Genomic DNA, 14,540 nt, shown 5'->3' on the forward strand with positions numbered 1-14,540 from the left:
TGTTTGATCGGCCGCAGATGTTCAGGCTGATCGCTGCCTGCTGGTGCCGACCTGTGCGGCGGCGACCAGCATGATGATGACCGCCAGAAACAACGCACTGATCCACATCGTTCCCATTCCCAAGCCACCGTCCGCCTTGTTCTGGGTCAGCAGATCGCCCAGCGCTGCACCGAAAGGTCGTGTCAGGATATAGCCAATCCAGAAGCTGGCGACCGCATTGCCACCCCGGCGCCAGGCGAGGTAGGTGATAGCGATCAGCGTGCCGAAGATCAGCGCACCCCATGCGAATCCCAGGCCCAATGCTTCTGTTGCCAGGTCGCCAGCGGCAGTGCCCAGAGCAAAAGTGCACAGAATGGCGGCCCAATAGAAAAGCTCTCTGCGACGTGACACGATATGGTGAATGGACAGGCTGTGCTCGACGCGATACCACACGAAGAAAATCACGGCGAGCAACAGAGAGAAGACACTGGTACTGACATAAAGGCTGATGCCCAGGTTATCAGTCAGGAGATCGGTAATCTGAGTGCCCACGATGCTGACCAGTATCACGCTCATCCAATAGAGCCAGGGGATATGCCGGCGAGTCTTCAACTGGGCAAAAAGAACGACTGCAAGGATGCTTGCCATGATCGCGCTGGTGATTGCCTGGCCCCATCCAACATGGAATGCGAGAAAATCCGCCCCGGTCTCACCTACGGTAGTCGACATGATCTTGATGATCCAGAACGACAAACCGACTTCGGGAACCTTGTTCAGCCAGTGCGTGGGACGTTCAACATTAGACATGATCATGTCGCTCTCCTGACAGAAATTTGATGGTGAGAAGTCTGGACCGTCGCACTTAGCTCTCACTTAGCTGGTGCCACGGACCCATCCATTGGCGATGAACCTGGAGAGAAGACGGCAGTGGATGCGGATCGTCACCAGGTAAATGGCATCAAGACACCAAACAGGAAGGCGGTGCATGAGGATTGCGCTGAGCATCGCCACGATGGCGGCCCCCGCCATATCGAAGGGGAAGTGCACGCCGAGATAGATACGTGCCCAGGCCAACGGCAGACCAAAAATGCAGAGGATAATCCCGGAAAGTCTCAACGAAGGGGCGAGCAGGAAACTGAAGGCCACCGCCCACCACAGCGACAGATGATCGCTGGGAAAAGAAGAGTCGGCGGCATGCGGGATCAGTGTGTGTCCCAGTCCGATCATGAAAGGACGAGGATGCCACCAGACCATGCCGATGAGCTGATTGGCGGACAATGCGATCAGGCCGGCTACGGTCGCGGCGAGCATGGTTCGGCGCTGAGACTCGTGGCCGCGCAACCAGATCACGGCAATCACGATCGGGACGATCCAGATTTGGAATTCTGCGAGCACTGTGGCCAGGTCGACTGCAATCAGACTGGGATGGGCGGAGGCATTGAACCACAAGAAGACAATGTTATTGATATTTTCCATGATGGAGCGCTGGCAATGAACCATGATGGACGGTCGGCTTGATGATGGCTTGCGACAACCACAACACGCGGCGCATTGCAAAATGAGCAGGAAGATTTGGTGGACAGGAGAAATGTAGCCAGGAAAACTTAGCCCGGACTGAGCACGGACTGGGCCCACATGAGACAGGAAGGTATTGCGGCAGAAGCCGGACTGCAGATATCCGGGCGGCTAAGGCCTGGCTAAGTCTCGAACAATAAGCTCAAGCTGCCAGAATTATTGTCTGGCAACATCCATCAACCCAAGGAGCCATCCATGACTTCAGCGATCAGCAGTCTCTCCAGCAGCTTTTACAACAATGTTGTGGCGGCCAATCCGCGTCAAAGCGCCAGCAAGACCGACAGTGACGGAGATAATGACAACAGTCGGCCAGGTGAAGTAGAAAAGGCCAAGCCGATGTCCGGCACGCTCGGCACAATGATCGATACGCACGCCTGATGTAGTGGCAAGCCGGCCATTGCCTATCTGAATGGTCGGCTCATCGGAATGAGCGCGGACGCGCACACCACCCCGCTCAATGGGTCGCTCGCCGCTCGGCCATGGTCAGGTATTCGGCGTGCAGGTGTGCCGCTTCCAGCACCTGGCGACATTTCGCTCGCTCCGTAGGCAGCGCTGCCAGTTCATGCTGCAGCAATTGCTCGATGATCTCGGCGGCCTCGATGGGCTCGGTTCCCGCTGTCTGCATGGCCAGCAGGCAATTGCGTACGGTGGCACGCACCAGTTCGCCGATCGGCTCCTCCTGTTCGGACATCTCGCACAGCCGCACGATGATGCACAGGTGGCGCCGCGCGATGCTCATGGCATTGGTACACATGTCTCCCTCCTTGTTGTGCAAACCAAGATAGGGCTCGCCCCGCTGCAGCGCCATCAGGCGTTTCCTGATTTCAACACCGACAAGCTGCGGTCTTTCCCATGCCATGACACCGGATCCACGCCGCCTTGCGAGCGGACCTGGGGGCACCACGGGGAAGAACGGACCGCCTGGCGCCACCTCGCCATGAGAACTTGCAGGAGCGCATTCCCGGCCTGCGGCAACGCTGGAAAAAGCATGCCACAGCATGCTGTGACAGGTGTCCAGAAAAAAATTCTGTGCGGTTTGACCAGCCTACTTTGCATCCAGTGCAGGCGCGCGCGCCCGTATTCTTGAAGCAATAGCTCAAGCGCTCTCATTCGTGGCTATGCCCCACTCTCATCGTCATTCCCTTTTTCTGGAGCAAGACATGCCTCTGAAGGATTTCAAGGTACTCACGTTTGACGTCGTCGGCACCCTCATCGATTTCGAAGGCGGCATGCTCGCCTATCTGCGCAAGGCTGTCCCCGAGAGCAAGATCTCGGATGAGGATTTCCTGGCAGCCTATCGCGCCGCCCGCAGTGATGGCAACACAGGCTGGTATCCGGATGACTTGGAACGCTGCTGGCATGTCATCGCCCCTGGCCTGGGCCTGCCCGATACGCCCGCGCTGGCTCGCGGCCTGCGTGACTCGGTGGCCGACTGGCCGGCGTTCCCGGACTCGGTCGAGGCCCTGCAGCGTCTGCGCAAGCACTTCAAACTGGTCACCATGACCAACGCCCAGACCTGGGCCCTGCAGCACTTCGCGCGCACCCTGGGCGAACCCTTCGACCTGCTGCTCAGCTGCGACGACGCGCTCTGCGAAAAACCCGACCCGCAATATTTCGCCTACGCACGCGGCCGCTTCGAAGGTCAATGGGGGTATCGCCAGGCCGACAACCTGCATGTGGCACAAAGCCAGTATCACGACATCGGCGTGTCCAAACGCCTGGGCATCACCACCTGCTGGATCGAGCGCCGTCACGGCAAGCCCAGTTCGGGCGGCACCATCGCCTCCGAACATACGGTACCGGATTACCACTTCCACACGCTGGCCCAACTGGCCGATGCGGTAGAAGCAGGTCAGTGACGCAGGGCGGATCGCGCGATCCGCCCATCTCCCGGCGGGCCGTACAGCCCGCCCTGACTGGCGCTGCGCGGCGCCAGCTTGCATCAATTCATCCAAGTCCGGACCGGCCATCCCCCCGGCCCGCCTGTCTTCTCACGCCTCAACCACACAGGGAGCTGCAACATGGACGACAACGGCAAGAACAAACACGATCTCACTCTGCTGGCCAGCAATACCGCCGGTGTGATGGATTGCCTCAAGCGTGGCGCCAGCCGCCGCGATATTCTCAAGGTGCTCATGGCCGGCGGCATGCAGGCCGCACTGGCCGGCAGCCTGGCGACCAGCGCCGCCAGCGCCTACGCCCAGACTCCGCGTCGCGGCGGCAAGCTGCGTGTGGGCAGCGACACCGCCTCGGTCAGCGACACGCTGGACCCGGCCAAGCAGGCCAACAAGACCGATTACTCGCGCGGCACCATGCTCTACAACGGCCTGACCTCGCTGGATGCCAGTCTGACGCCGCAACCGGCCCTGGCCGAGTCGTTCAGCAGCAAGGATGCCAAGGTCTGGGTGTTCAAGCTGCGCCGTGGCGTTACCTTCCATGACGGCAAGCCGCTCACGCCGGCCGACGTGGTGTTCTCGCTCATGCGCCACAAGGACCCGGCCACGGCGTCCAAGGCCAAGACCCTGGCCGACCAGATCGACAGCGTCAAGGAGAGCGGGCCCAACGAAGTCACCGTCACCCTGGTTGCACCCAATGCCGACCTGCCGGTCATCGTCGGCACCTTCCACTTCCACATCGTCAAGGCCGGCACGACCGACTTCAGCACCGGCATCGGTACCGGCCCCTACAAGCTCAAGGAATTCAGTCCGGGCATCCGCTCCGTGGTCGTGCGCAACGACAACTACTGGAAGCCTGGCAAGCCCTATCTGGACGAGATCGAACTGGTCGGCATCGGCGACGAGAATGCACGCGTCAACGCCTTGCTCTCGGGCGGACTCGACCTGGTGGCCAACCTCAATCCGCGCACCATCGAGCGGATCAAGGGCAGCTCCGGCTTTGCGGTGCTGGAAACCCAGTCCGGCGCCTACACCGACCTGATCCTGCGCAAGGACATCGGCCCCGGCAGCAACCCCGACTTCGTGCTGGCCATGAAGTATTTGATGGACCGCGAAGTGATGCGCAAGAACATCGCGCGCGGCCACGCCGTGCTGGGCAACGATCAGCCCATCGATCCGACCAACCGCTTTTATCTGGCCGGCCTGCCACAACGCCAGATGGACCTGGACAAGGCCAAGTACCACCTGCAGAAATCGGGCGTGACCGGCAAGGTGCCCATGGTCTGCTCGGTGGCGGCCATGTATTCCGTCGATATCGCCACGGTGCTGCAGCAGACCGCGCAGCGCATCGGCCTGGAACTGGAATTGAAGCGCATGCCGCCCGAAGGCTACTGGGCCAACCAATGGCTCAGCAATCCGGTCGGATTCGGCAACGTCAATCCGCGCCCGAGCGCCGACGTACTGCTCACGCAGTTCTTCCAGTCCCAGGCCGCCTGGAACGAGTCGCGTTTCAAGAGCGAGCAGTTCGACCAGTTGCTGACGGCTGCGCGCGCCGAGATCGATATCGGCAAGCGCAAGCAGATGTATGGAGACATGCAGACCCTCATTCATGAGCAGGCCGGGATCGGCATTCCCATGTTCCTCGCCAGCCTGGACGGGTACAGCAGCAAGCTTAAGGGACTCTCGCCGATTCCGCTGGGCGGCATGATGGGGTATTCCTTCGCCGAGCATGTATGGCTGGATGCGTGATCTGATCCATACAAGTTGCGGGGCAATGACGGGGCGATGGTCAGCATTGGTCAGAAAAATATTGCGCCAGGCTAATGCTGATCTAAGTTTCCTGACTTACCATTGGGAACATTTTTTTCCATGGGAACCCAGATGAACAATACCGATGATGTACTCGGGCAAGGCACCCGTTATCACCCCCTCTACGCCGCGCTGCACTGGCTGATGTTCCTGCTGTTCGTGGTGGCGCTGGCCACCATCGAATACCGCGATGACATCCCCAAGGGAGATCCCCTGCGCGATCTGCTGCGCACCGTGCACATGCACGCCGGCCAGTTGGTACTGATCCTGGTCGTGGTGCGCCTGATCGCCCGCAAGACGCTGGGCGTGCCAGCGGAGCTGCCGCTGCCGCGCCTGCAGCAACTCGGTGCGCAGTCCGTGCACCTGCTGCTGTATGCGGTCATGATCGGCCTGCCCATTACCGGCATCCTGTTCACCCAGGCCGGTGGGCGCGATGTGGTCTTCTTCGGCATGACGCTGCCGGTGATCCTGGCCAAGGACATGGCCGTGCGCGGCCCCATCAAGGAAGTGCACGAGTTCATGGGCAATGCGGTCTATTTCCTGGTCGGGCTGCATGTGCTGGGCGCGCTGTGGCATCAACTGTTTGATCGCATGCCGATCCTGCAGCGGATGTCCTTGCGTTCAGCGCGCAAGTAGCGCTCGCCTGACGCGGGCAGCAGCTGTTGCTGCCCCTGCTCTGACGACAACGCCATCCGGGCATTATTCCGGGTGGCGTTTTTTTCATGCTCCGGCCTGTTTGTGAAGGCCGTCAAAAACCTGACAGGCATCGCGCCAACGGTCTTTGCGCAAGATCAAGCAGGGTCGGATCATCGCGTCGAAGTGACTGCGGAGCAAGGTTTAAATGGTGGCATCCCGTCTCGACAAAAACGATCAGGACCCATCATGTCAACTCTTCGTCTTGCCCTTGCCCGACAGACCGCGCTCTTGCTTGCGTGGCTCACGCTGTGCTGCACCCTGACCTCGCCCCTGGCCGCTGCCGCCCCGCCGACAGGTGCGCCGCCCGGCGCAGCGATCCTGCCCGCCGTGCCGGATGACCTTCCTGCCGACTTCAGTGACGCCCTCGACGCCAGCACCCGTGAACAGGTCCTGCGCGGCCGCTACATCGCCCGGCTGGGTGACTGCGCGGCCTGCCACACCAGCGACAAAAGCAAGCCCCTGGCCGGTGGCCTGGCGCTGGAAACGCCCTTCGGCAAGCTGTACTCCACCAACATCACCCCGGATCGCCAGACCGGAATCGGCCAATACAGCTTTCCGCAGTTCGACCGCGCCATGCGTGAAGGCGTCACGGCGGACGGACACCATCTCTATCCGGCCATGCCCTATCCGTCCTACGCGAAGATGACCGAAGCGGACATGCGCGACCTGTACGTCTATCTCATGCAAGGGGTCAAGCCGGTCAGGCAAGCCAACCAGCCGCTGGAGATGTCTTTCCCCTTCAACCAGCGCTGGGGCATGGCGCTGTGGAACATGGCCTTCCTGCAACGCAGCGTCTTCCAGCCGGACCCCTCGCGCTCGGCGCAATGGAATCGCGGCGCTTACATCGTCCAGGGCCCCGGTCACTGCGGCGCCTGCCATACGCCACGCGGCGTCGGCTTCCAGGAAAAGACCATGAGCGAGGCCGGCAGCAATGGCTCGCTGTTCCTTTCCGGCGAGACGGTGGAACACTGGCGTGCCCTCGACCTGCGCGGGAAATGGCAACCGGAGGACGTGGCCCGACTGCTCAGGACCGGCAGCAATCGCCTCGGTACGGTGGCGGGCAACATGGTTGATGTGGTCCAGCACAGCACGCAATACCTGAGCAACGAGGATCTGCTGGCCGTGGGCAGCTATCTGGCCAGCCTGCCCTCCCCATCCCATGCCGCTGGTACGGCCACGCCGGCCATCGAGGTCGCCGGTACCGTCCCCTCCAATCTGTACACCTCGCGCGGCGGACTGGGCTATGTGCAGTTCTGCGTGTCCTGTCACCGCAGCGACGGCAACGGGGTACAGGCGCTGTTCCCTCCGCTGGCGGGCAATCCGACCGTGCAGAGCGATGAGCCATCCTCGCTGATCCACATCATGCTCACCGGATGGCGTACCGCCCGCACACATGGCCAGCCGCGGGTATTGAGCATGCCTGCGTTTGCCGAGCTGGGCGATGACGAGATTGCCGAGATCATCAACTTCGTGCGGGCCAGCTGGGGCCGACGTCAAGACGCGAGCATCAGCGCGAAACAGGTCGCCGGACTGCGCGCACAGTTGGGGGCAGATCAGGTAAAACAGGGCGGTCCGCACTTCGACGCCCCGCGCCTGGCCGACATGCTCAAGGAGAAGAATGCGGCCCAGCTGGTTCACGGAGCCCGCCTCAATATCGAGACCGGAAGAATGCTGCCGCAGCACGTGGGTAACGGACTGAACTGCGCCAGTTGCCATCTCAATGCCGGCACGGTCGGCGGTGGTTCGCCTTATGTCGGTGTATCGGCAGCCTTCCCCAGCTATGCGGCGCGGGCCGGACGGGTCATCACGCTGGAAGACCGCATCAATGGCTGCTTCCCCCGCTCCATGAACGGCAAGCCCCTGCCACCGGGATCGGAAGACATGAAGGCCATGCTGGCCTATATCGAATGGATGCGTCGCGATACCCAGCCCGGCCAGAAGGTGCCGGGACGCGGCATCGGCAAAATCGACCGGACGCTGAAACCCGATCCCGTCAATGGCGAGCACATCTACCGCGCCCAGTGCGCTGCCTGTCATGGGGCACAGGGCGAAGGGCTGCGCAGCCAGGCCGGCCAGTGGATCTACCCTGCCCTGTGGGGCGAGCAGTCCTTCAACATCGGTGCCGGCATGGCACGTACCTACACGGCTGCCGCTTTCGTCAAACAAAATATGCCCATCGCCCTGCATGATCGCTTTCCGCTGGGTCAGGGCGGGCTGTCGGACCAGGAGGCGGTGGATGTGGCCGAGTTCTTCACGCACCAGCCACGTCCTGACTTCGCACCCAAGGTCAAGGACTGGCCCCGGGACAAGAAGCCGGCCGATGCCCGCTACTGACTACTGAGGTGCGTCATGGCGGGGCCGGGCGCAGCATCGCGGCTCGCCTCAGGCGGCCATGTCGATGACCATGCCATCGCCGTCATGGAATTCGCCATGATCCAGCCGGAACGACCCCACCAGTTCGGCCATGCGTTCAGTGGCCAGACGCATCGCTTCGGCGGCCGCCGAGGACTGCTGGACCAGCGCCACATTGTGTTGCGTGACCTGATCCATGGCGCTAACGGCCTCGGCCACCTGCACCACGCCGGCCGACTGCTGCATGCTCACGCTGGCGATCTCGGCAATGACCTGGTTCACGCAACCCACCTGCGTGACCACTTCCTGCATGGTCAGGCCGGCCGCCTGGGCACGCTGGCTTCCTTCTTCGATCTGCGCCACCGAGGCCACGATCAGGTCCTTGATCTCCTGGGCGGCGGCCGACGAGCGCTGTGCCAGCACCCGCACCTCGCTGGCGACCACGCTGAAACCACGGCCCTGCTCACCGGCATGGGCTGCCTCCACGGCCGCGTTCAGCGCCAGCAGGTTGGTCTGGAAGGCGATGCCGTCGATCACCCCGATGATTTCGACGATACGGCCGGCAGCGGCCTGGATGGCTCCCATCTTGAGCACCACCTGCTCGACGGCAGCGCCCCCGGCGGCGGCCACCCGTGCTGCCGAATCGGCCAGGGCGCTGGCGCGCTGGGCGTGTGCAGCGCTCTGCTGCGCGGTCGAACTCAACTGCTCCATGGCCGCCGCGGTTTGCTCCAGCGAGCAAGCCTGCTGCTCCGAGCGCGTGGCCAGGTCAAGGGCGCCGTCGGCAATATCTCCGGCCGAACCGCGCATGACCCTGGCGCCATGACGCACCTGGCGTACGATGTGGATCAAGCCCTGCTGCATGTGCTGCAACGAGGCCAGCAACTGGCCGGTCTCGCCCTTGAAATCGACCTCGATGTGCCCGCACAGATCGCCCTTGGCGACCCGCGTGGCCACATCGGCGGCCTGACTGAGCGGCCCGGCAATGAGGCGGTACAGGCTGGCCAGGCTCACCGCCAGTACCAGCAGCACCATGCCCGCCACGAAGGTGGTCAGGGCACTGAGGGATTCGGCGCGCTGGCTGGCCTGAGCGATCTCCTGCTCCGTGCGCGTCTCCAGCATGGTCAGGAATTCGTCGATGGGGCGCATGATGCGCGCCTTTTCCACGTGATAGGCGTGGTCGTGCATGATCTTGCGAGCCAGCGCCAGGTCCGGCTCGGCCAGCAGCAGGTCAGTGCCCGGGCGGCCCTGGTAATGTCCCTGGACGATGTTCATGGCCCGGGTCTCGGTAGCGACCAGGGTATCGGAATTGCGCTTGGCTTCGAGCAGCTTGTCCATCTCCGCCTGCGTGAAGCCGGCTTGCTGCATCAGCGCGGCCAGCGAGGCCGTCACGTTGCTGTCGGGACGGGGCGGCTGGCCGTCGGCAGCCACCAGATCCCAGTAGATGCGCTCGTAATGCTCGGGGCGTGGGCGCTTGCCGTCGCGAATATCCAGGATGGCGTGATACTGGCGCTCATACTCCGCATCGCCGGTGACCACGTAGGTGCGCGCCAGGCGCGTGAGATCATCCGAGCTCTGACGCAATTCCGCCGCCAGCTGCTGCGAGACATGACGCCGCATATGGGCCTGGTTGAGTTCGCGCCCGGCCTGCGCCTCGGCCATGGCCACCACCACCAGCGTGACCATCAGCCCCGCGATGATGACGGTGAGCGTCAGCAGGATCTGCCTGATTGAAAACCGTTTATAGATCGACATCTTCCCCTCCCTGTTCGTCCGAAAAAAAGCCGGGCGCAGCGGGCAAAGCCTTTTGGGCCGTGCTTCGCCGACCGGCAGGCGGACGATACTTGCGGTGCTTCGGTTTGGGAGGAATCCCGCAGAGATGCTCGATGAATCTAGAATTCGTTCGTTTTTTTTATCGAATAAATTTGAATTTCTCTCTAAAACTATCTTGGTTCATGACAAAAAGATCAGAACATTTTCATCTTATGAGTGACGCTGCGTTCACGATTGGATGAGCGCCAGCAGAAAACTGCATCCAGGTTCACAATAGCGGACTTTGCCCTGCAGACTGCCTCCCCATGAACCCCGTTGCATCGCGTCCTGCCAATCATCCGCGTTTCCTGCTGTTTCTGATCTGCGCCTTTGCCTCGGCGGGTCAGCTGGCCATTGACCTGTACGTACCGGCCCTGCCGGAAATGGCCATCGACTATGCCACTTCGGCCCAGGCCATCCAGACCAGCGTGACGGGTTATCTGATCGCCTATGCCTTCGGCCAACTGGTATTCGGGCCGCTGGCCGATGCCTATGGGCGCAAGCGCATCCTGATGCTGGGCCTGGGCCTGTTCACACTGGGCTGCGTGCTGTCGCTGGCCGCCCCCAACCTGGAGACCTTTGTCGCGGCGCGGGTGCTGCAGGGCTTCGGCATCGCTGCCACCAACCTGCTGGCCAAGGCCATCATCACCGATTCCTTCGCCGGACAGGCGCTGGTACATGCCTATACCTACATGGCCATTGCCTGGGGCCTGGCCCCGATCATTGCGCCGGTGATCGGGGCGCACCTGCAGGAAGCCTTCGGCTGGCGTTCCTGTCTGGTGTTCCTGTTGATCTATTCATTGGCGATGTGGGCCATCCTGTGGCGCTACCGAGAGACGTTGGAGCGGCCGGTACAGCTGCATCCGGTCACGTTGCTCAAGAATGCGCGCATGGTCCTGGCCAGCCCGGTGTTTCAGAGCTGCTTCCTGGCCCAGGGGCTGTGCTACAGCATCCTGCTGGTGTTCAATATCGTCGGGCCCTTCATGGTGCAGAATACCTTGCACCAGCCACCGACCTTCTTCGGCTACCTGGCACTGGCCATCGGGATGATGTATTTCCTGGGGGGCATTTCCAACCGCATCCACCATCGCCGCCTGCCCACGGCGGAACAGCGCCTGCGCATCGGCGCGCGCGTGATGACGGCGGCGGCCTTCGCCATGCTGGCACTGGGTCTGACCGTGGGGCTGCAGGTGTGGACGCTCATCTCGCCGGTGCTGGTGATGGCATTCTGCGCCGGGGCCATGTATCCCACGCTCATGGCCAAGGGCAATTCGATCTTCCCGCACATTGCCGGGCTCACCAGCGCCATCCTGGGTTTCGCGCTGCTGCTGGTGTCCTCGGGCATGATGGGGCTGGCCGGATTCGTCTCCATCCAGAGTCTCACGCCGCTGGCGGTATTCTTCTGCATCGTCGGGCTGACCGTGATCGCCATGATCGGCAAGCTGCTGCAGCACCTGCAGACGGCCCCGGCCCCGGCATCGTTGCAGGTGCGCCCATCAGAAAAACCCTGATATCGGCATCCCGGCAGGTGCAATACGATGGGGCCATCGACATTGATTCATTCCACGGAGGACCCCATGGCCATCATCCAGACCCTGCTGCACTACGGTAGCTATCTCGCCGCCTTCTATGCCGTCTACCTGCTGGCGGGCGGTCTCGCGTTCGGGCTGGTGCTGTGGCAGAAGGTGTATGGCAAGACAGGACCGCAGCCGGTACCGGTGCGCGTGCGCCATGTACGCCGGGCGCCGCACGAGCAGGATTCGCATTACCGCTGAAGCGTGAATACAGTCATGGCGCTGGCGTAAACAATCGCCGTATGCCCGCAGGTCGGCCAAGGGCTGGATTCGATGAATCCGGCCCTTTGTCATTGGCCCCGGCACATCAAAACAACTCCCGCTGCGGCGAGGTAACTGCCGCGAAACTATCGCCCACGAACACCAGGATGGCGTCGGCCACCGGTGCCAGCTGACGCTCCAGGTAGTGCCCATAGTCAATGGCGGCACGGCGTTTTTCCAGCGGCTCCGGTCCCGCCGTGGTCATGACGTAGTTGATCCAGCCGCCCTGCTGGTATTGCAGCGGTCGTCCGCCCTCCTCGTTGACCTGATCGGCCATGCGCGCTGCGCGCACATGGGGCGGCACGTTCTTCTCGTAATGGTCGAGCTGGCGGCGCAGCCGCTTGCGATAGACCAGCAACGCATCCAGCCGCCCGGCCAGCAGGTCGGCCACATAGCCGCTGATGAAGTCGCGGTAGGGCTCGCCCCGGAAGATGCGCAGATACAGTTCCTGCTGGAAGCGCTGTGCCAGTGGCGACCAGTCTGTGCGCACCGTTTCCAGCCCCTTGTAGGTGACCTTGTCCTGGCCCTCGGCCGTGCACACGTAACCGGCATAGCGCTTCTTGCTGCCGGTGTCGGCACCGCGCACGTGCGGCATCAGGAAACGCTGGTAATGCACCTCGAACTGCAGTTCCAGTGCGCTTTCCAGCTGGTATTGCTCGGCCAGGTGATGTCGCCACCACGCGTTGATGCGTGCAGTCAGCTGCAATCCGATCTCGCGCGCCCTGGCGTCGTCATGAGGCTGCCGCAGCCAGACGAAGGTGGAGTCGGTATCCCCATAGATGACCTCGTAACCGGCCTCCTCGATGAGCTCGCGCGTGCGGTGCATGATCTCGTGCCCGCGCCGTGTGATCGACGAAGCCAGGCGCGAATCGAAGAAGCGGCAACCGGTCGAGCCCAGCACGCCGTAGAAGGAATTCATGATGATCTTCAGCGCCTGCTGCAGCGGCTTGTTGCCCTGGGCCTTGGCAGCCTCGCGAGCCTCCCATATCTGCGCGATGATGGCGGGAAGGCTGTGACTGCGGCGCGAGAAGCGCGCACCGTTGTAGCCGGGTACGGTAGCGCTGTCGGGTTCATTCAAGGTGCCATCGACCAGTCCCACCGGATCGATCAGGAAACTGCGGATGATGCTGGGATACAGGCTCTTGTAGTCCAGCACGATCACCGAGTCGTACAAGCCCGCGCGCGACTCCATGACGAAGCCGCCCGGACTGGCCAGCGCCTCGGCATCGCCCAGGTTGGGGGCGACATAGCCCTTGCGGTGCATGTGCGGCAAATAGAGATGCGTGAACGCCGCCACCGAACCGCCGCTGCGGTCCGCCTGCAACCCGGTGACGCTGGCGCGTTCGAGCAGGAAGGAAAGGATGTCGGTCTGCTCGAAGATGCGCGTGACCAGCTCGCAATCCTTGAGGTTGTAGGTCGCCAGGGCCGCCTTGTCCTCGTTGAACATGCGATCGATCTCGTCCATGCGCTCATAGGGCGTGGCGATGGCCTTGCCTTCGCCCAGCAGGGCTTGCGCCACGTTCTCCAGGCTGAAGGAGGAAAAATTCCAGAAGGCCCCACGCAGACTTTCGATGCCGTCGATCACCAGGCGGCCCGGCGCATTGACCAGCAGATGATTGGCGCGCATGCCGTGTTCGCGCCACTCCAGCACGCGCCCGGCACGACCCAGACGTAGCCGGGTCTGGTATTTCTGCGCCTGCTTTTGCAGCACGTTGAGGTCGAACTGCACCAGGTTCCAGCCGATCAGCGCATCCGGATCATGGCGCGCGATCCAGGTGTTGAGGCAGTCGATGAGTTCCTTGCGACTCTGGCAGAACTGCAGATCGAAGTTCACCGCCGCCACCGCACCACTGGGCGGCCCCAACGCAAAGACGCTGCGCTGGCCGCATCCTTCGATGGCGATGCTGTAGAGCTCACCCTGCCAGCTGGTTTCAATATCCAGTGAGGCCAGTTTCAGGGGCGGGCGATAACCCGGCAAGGCACGAATGCGTCCCTCCACCAGCACGCCGTGGCCATCGTCCACACCCTGGAAGGCCACGGGGGCATTGATGAAGCGCTCCATCAGGTAGCGTTCGGGCGGACGGATGTCGGCTTCGTAGACGCTGATGCCGGCGGCGATCAGGGCCTTCTCCATCTTCAGCAGCTTGCGGTACTGGCGCGCATAGAGACCCAGTACAGGACGCTGGCTGAGATCCTTCAAATGCGCCAGCGTGCGCAGTTCCATATCGGGTTCGTTGACGATGTGTGCCCGCACCCGATCGGCATGCTCCTGCGGCACGAAGGCGACCGCCATCTGCGGCGGCAGGCGCAGGCATTGCGGACCGTCGTCGGTGGCCAGCCACAGCTCGATCTCCACCCCGGCCGGCGTATCGCGCCAATGCCGGGACAGCAGGAAACCTGCGCGCTCGCCGGGGCGCAAGGCGGAAGAAGTCGTGGGAGTGGCTGCGTCGGTCACCGGCGGTTGCGGATACATGCGATGGAGACGGGATTCTACTTGGATGTGAGCATCCTTGCGCACCCATGGGGCAGAGCAATTGTGAAGAATCCCCAACACGCTTTTTCAGCTGCAAAGATTTTTAAAAAATTCCGT

General features: G+C 62.4%; 12 protein-coding genes. 7 read left to right on the forward strand and 5 right to left on the reverse strand.

The features are described from left to right. Positions 1-21 precede the first annotated feature (21 nt). Positions 22-792 (reverse strand): membrane protein, encoded by a 771-nt coding sequence (locus GWL_RS08960; protein WP_008329058.1) that lies wholly within the window; start codon positions 790-792, stop codon positions 22-24. Between the two features lie 60 nt (positions 793-852). Continuing rightward, a complete protein-coding gene (locus GWL_RS08965) occupies positions 853-1,455 on the reverse strand; it encodes an undecaprenyl-diphosphatase (protein ID WP_034350631.1) in 603 nt (200 codons plus the stop codon). 294 nt (positions 1,456-1,749) lie between these two features. Here GWL_RS08965 and GWL_RS08970 point away from each other — a divergent pair, with 294 nt between their 5' ends. After that, positions 1,750-1,932: a hypothetical protein gene (locus tag GWL_RS08970; protein WP_008329060.1), complete on the forward strand. Its 183-nt coding sequence runs from the start codon at positions 1,750-1,752 to the stop codon at positions 1,930-1,932. A 76-nt stretch (positions 1,933-2,008) separates the two neighbouring features. Here the strand turns inward: GWL_RS08970 and GWL_RS08975 are convergent, their stop codons facing one another. Then, a complete protein-coding gene (locus GWL_RS08975) occupies positions 2,009-2,308 on the reverse strand; it encodes a hypothetical protein (RefSeq protein ID WP_008329061.1) in 300 nt (99 codons plus the stop codon). A 406-nt stretch (positions 2,309-2,714) separates the two neighbouring features. On the opposite strand from GWL_RS08975, the gene GWL_RS08980 reads away from it, so the two are divergent. The 4 genes from GWL_RS08980 (at position 2,715) to GWL_RS08995 (ending at position 8,288) form a co-directional block, all read left to right on the forward strand. Beyond that, positions 2,715-3,413, forward strand: coding sequence for an HAD-IA family hydrolase (locus GWL_RS08980; protein ID WP_008329062.1), 699 nt, complete (start codon positions 2,715-2,717; stop codon positions 3,411-3,413). A 162-nt stretch (positions 3,414-3,575) separates the two neighbouring features. Beyond that, positions 3,576-5,198, forward strand: coding sequence for an ABC transporter substrate-binding protein (locus tag GWL_RS08985; protein ID WP_008329063.1), 1,623 nt, complete (start codon positions 3,576-3,578; stop codon positions 5,196-5,198). Positions 5,199-5,330: 132 nt separating this feature from the next. Further along, positions 5,331-5,894: a cytochrome b gene (locus GWL_RS08990; protein WP_008329064.1), complete on the forward strand. Its 564-nt coding sequence runs from the start codon at positions 5,331-5,333 to the stop codon at positions 5,892-5,894. 246 nt (positions 5,895-6,140) lie between these two features. Next, a complete protein-coding gene (locus tag GWL_RS08995; RefSeq protein ID WP_157174218.1) occupies positions 6,141-8,288 on the forward strand; it encodes a c-type cytochrome in 2,148 nt (715 codons plus the stop codon). 48 nt (positions 8,289-8,336) lie between these two features. On the opposite strand, the gene GWL_RS09000 is transcribed toward GWL_RS08995, so the two are convergent. Then, entirely contained in the window at positions 8,337-10,058 is a 1,722-nt protein-coding gene (locus GWL_RS09000; RefSeq protein WP_008329066.1) for a methyl-accepting chemotaxis protein, read from the reverse strand. A gap of 323 nt (positions 10,059-10,381) precedes the next feature. Between GWL_RS09000 and GWL_RS09005 the strand changes: the two genes are divergently transcribed. Together GWL_RS09005 and GWL_RS09010 are read left to right on the forward strand one after the other, a co-directional pair. Continuing rightward, positions 10,382-11,626 (forward strand): multidrug effflux MFS transporter, encoded by a 1,245-nt coding sequence (locus GWL_RS09005; RefSeq protein WP_008329068.1) that lies wholly within the window; start codon positions 10,382-10,384, stop codon positions 11,624-11,626. A gap of 66 nt (positions 11,627-11,692) precedes the next feature. Then, positions 11,693-11,890: a hypothetical protein gene (locus GWL_RS09010; protein WP_008329069.1), complete on the forward strand. Its 198-nt coding sequence runs from the start codon at positions 11,693-11,695 to the stop codon at positions 11,888-11,890. A 106-nt stretch (positions 11,891-11,996) separates the two neighbouring features. On the opposite strand, the gene GWL_RS09015 is transcribed toward GWL_RS09010, so the two are convergent. Then, the gene (locus GWL_RS09015; protein ID WP_008329071.1) at positions 11,997-14,423 is read right to left on the reverse strand and encodes a DNA polymerase II; all 2,427 of its coding nucleotides are present in this window, start codon (positions 14,421-14,423) and stop codon (positions 11,997-11,999) included. Positions 14,424-14,540: the final 117 nt, after the last annotated feature.

It is taken from the genome of Herbaspirillum sp. GW103 (genome assembly GCF_000261365.1).
Lineage (GTDB): Bacteria > Pseudomonadota > Gammaproteobacteria > Burkholderiales > Burkholderiaceae_D > Herbaspirillum.

What these genes read in the sequence shown, in the direction of transcription:
- GWL_RS08960 (WP_008329058.1), bottom strand. Translation starts at nt 792, where the DNA reads ATGATCATGTCTAATGTTGAACGTCCCACGCACTGGCTGAACAAGGTT.
- GWL_RS08965 (WP_034350631.1), bottom strand. Translation starts at nt 1,455, where the DNA reads ATGGAAAATATCAATAACATTGTCTTCTTGTGGTTCAATGCCTCCGCC.
- GWL_RS08970 (WP_008329060.1), top strand. Translation starts at nt 1,750, where the DNA reads ATGACTTCAGCGATCAGCAGTCTCTCCAGCAGCTTTTACAACAATGTT.
- GWL_RS08975 (WP_008329061.1), bottom strand. Translation starts at nt 2,308, where the DNA reads ATGTGTACCAATGCCATGAGCATCGCGCGGCGCCACCTGTGCATCATC.
- GWL_RS08980 (WP_008329062.1), top strand. Translation starts at nt 2,715, where the DNA reads ATGCCTCTGAAGGATTTCAAGGTACTCACGTTTGACGTCGTCGGCACC.
- GWL_RS08985 (WP_008329063.1), top strand. Translation starts at nt 3,576, where the DNA reads ATGGACGACAACGGCAAGAACAAACACGATCTCACTCTGCTGGCCAGC.
- GWL_RS08990 (WP_008329064.1), top strand. Translation starts at nt 5,331, where the DNA reads ATGAACAATACCGATGATGTACTCGGGCAAGGCACCCGTTATCACCCC.
- GWL_RS08995 (WP_157174218.1), top strand. Translation starts at nt 6,141, where the DNA reads ATGTCAACTCTTCGTCTTGCCCTTGCCCGACAGACCGCGCTCTTGCTT.
- GWL_RS09000 (WP_008329066.1), bottom strand. Translation starts at nt 10,058, where the DNA reads ATGTCGATCTATAAACGGTTTTCAATCAGGCAGATCCTGCTGACGCTC.
- GWL_RS09005 (WP_008329068.1), top strand. Translation starts at nt 10,382, where the DNA reads ATGAACCCCGTTGCATCGCGTCCTGCCAATCATCCGCGTTTCCTGCTG.
- GWL_RS09010 (WP_008329069.1), top strand. Translation starts at nt 11,693, where the DNA reads ATGGCCATCATCCAGACCCTGCTGCACTACGGTAGCTATCTCGCCGCC.
- GWL_RS09015 (WP_008329071.1), bottom strand. Translation starts at nt 14,423, where the DNA reads ATGTATCCGCAACCGCCGGTGACCGACGCAGCCACTCCCACGACTTCT.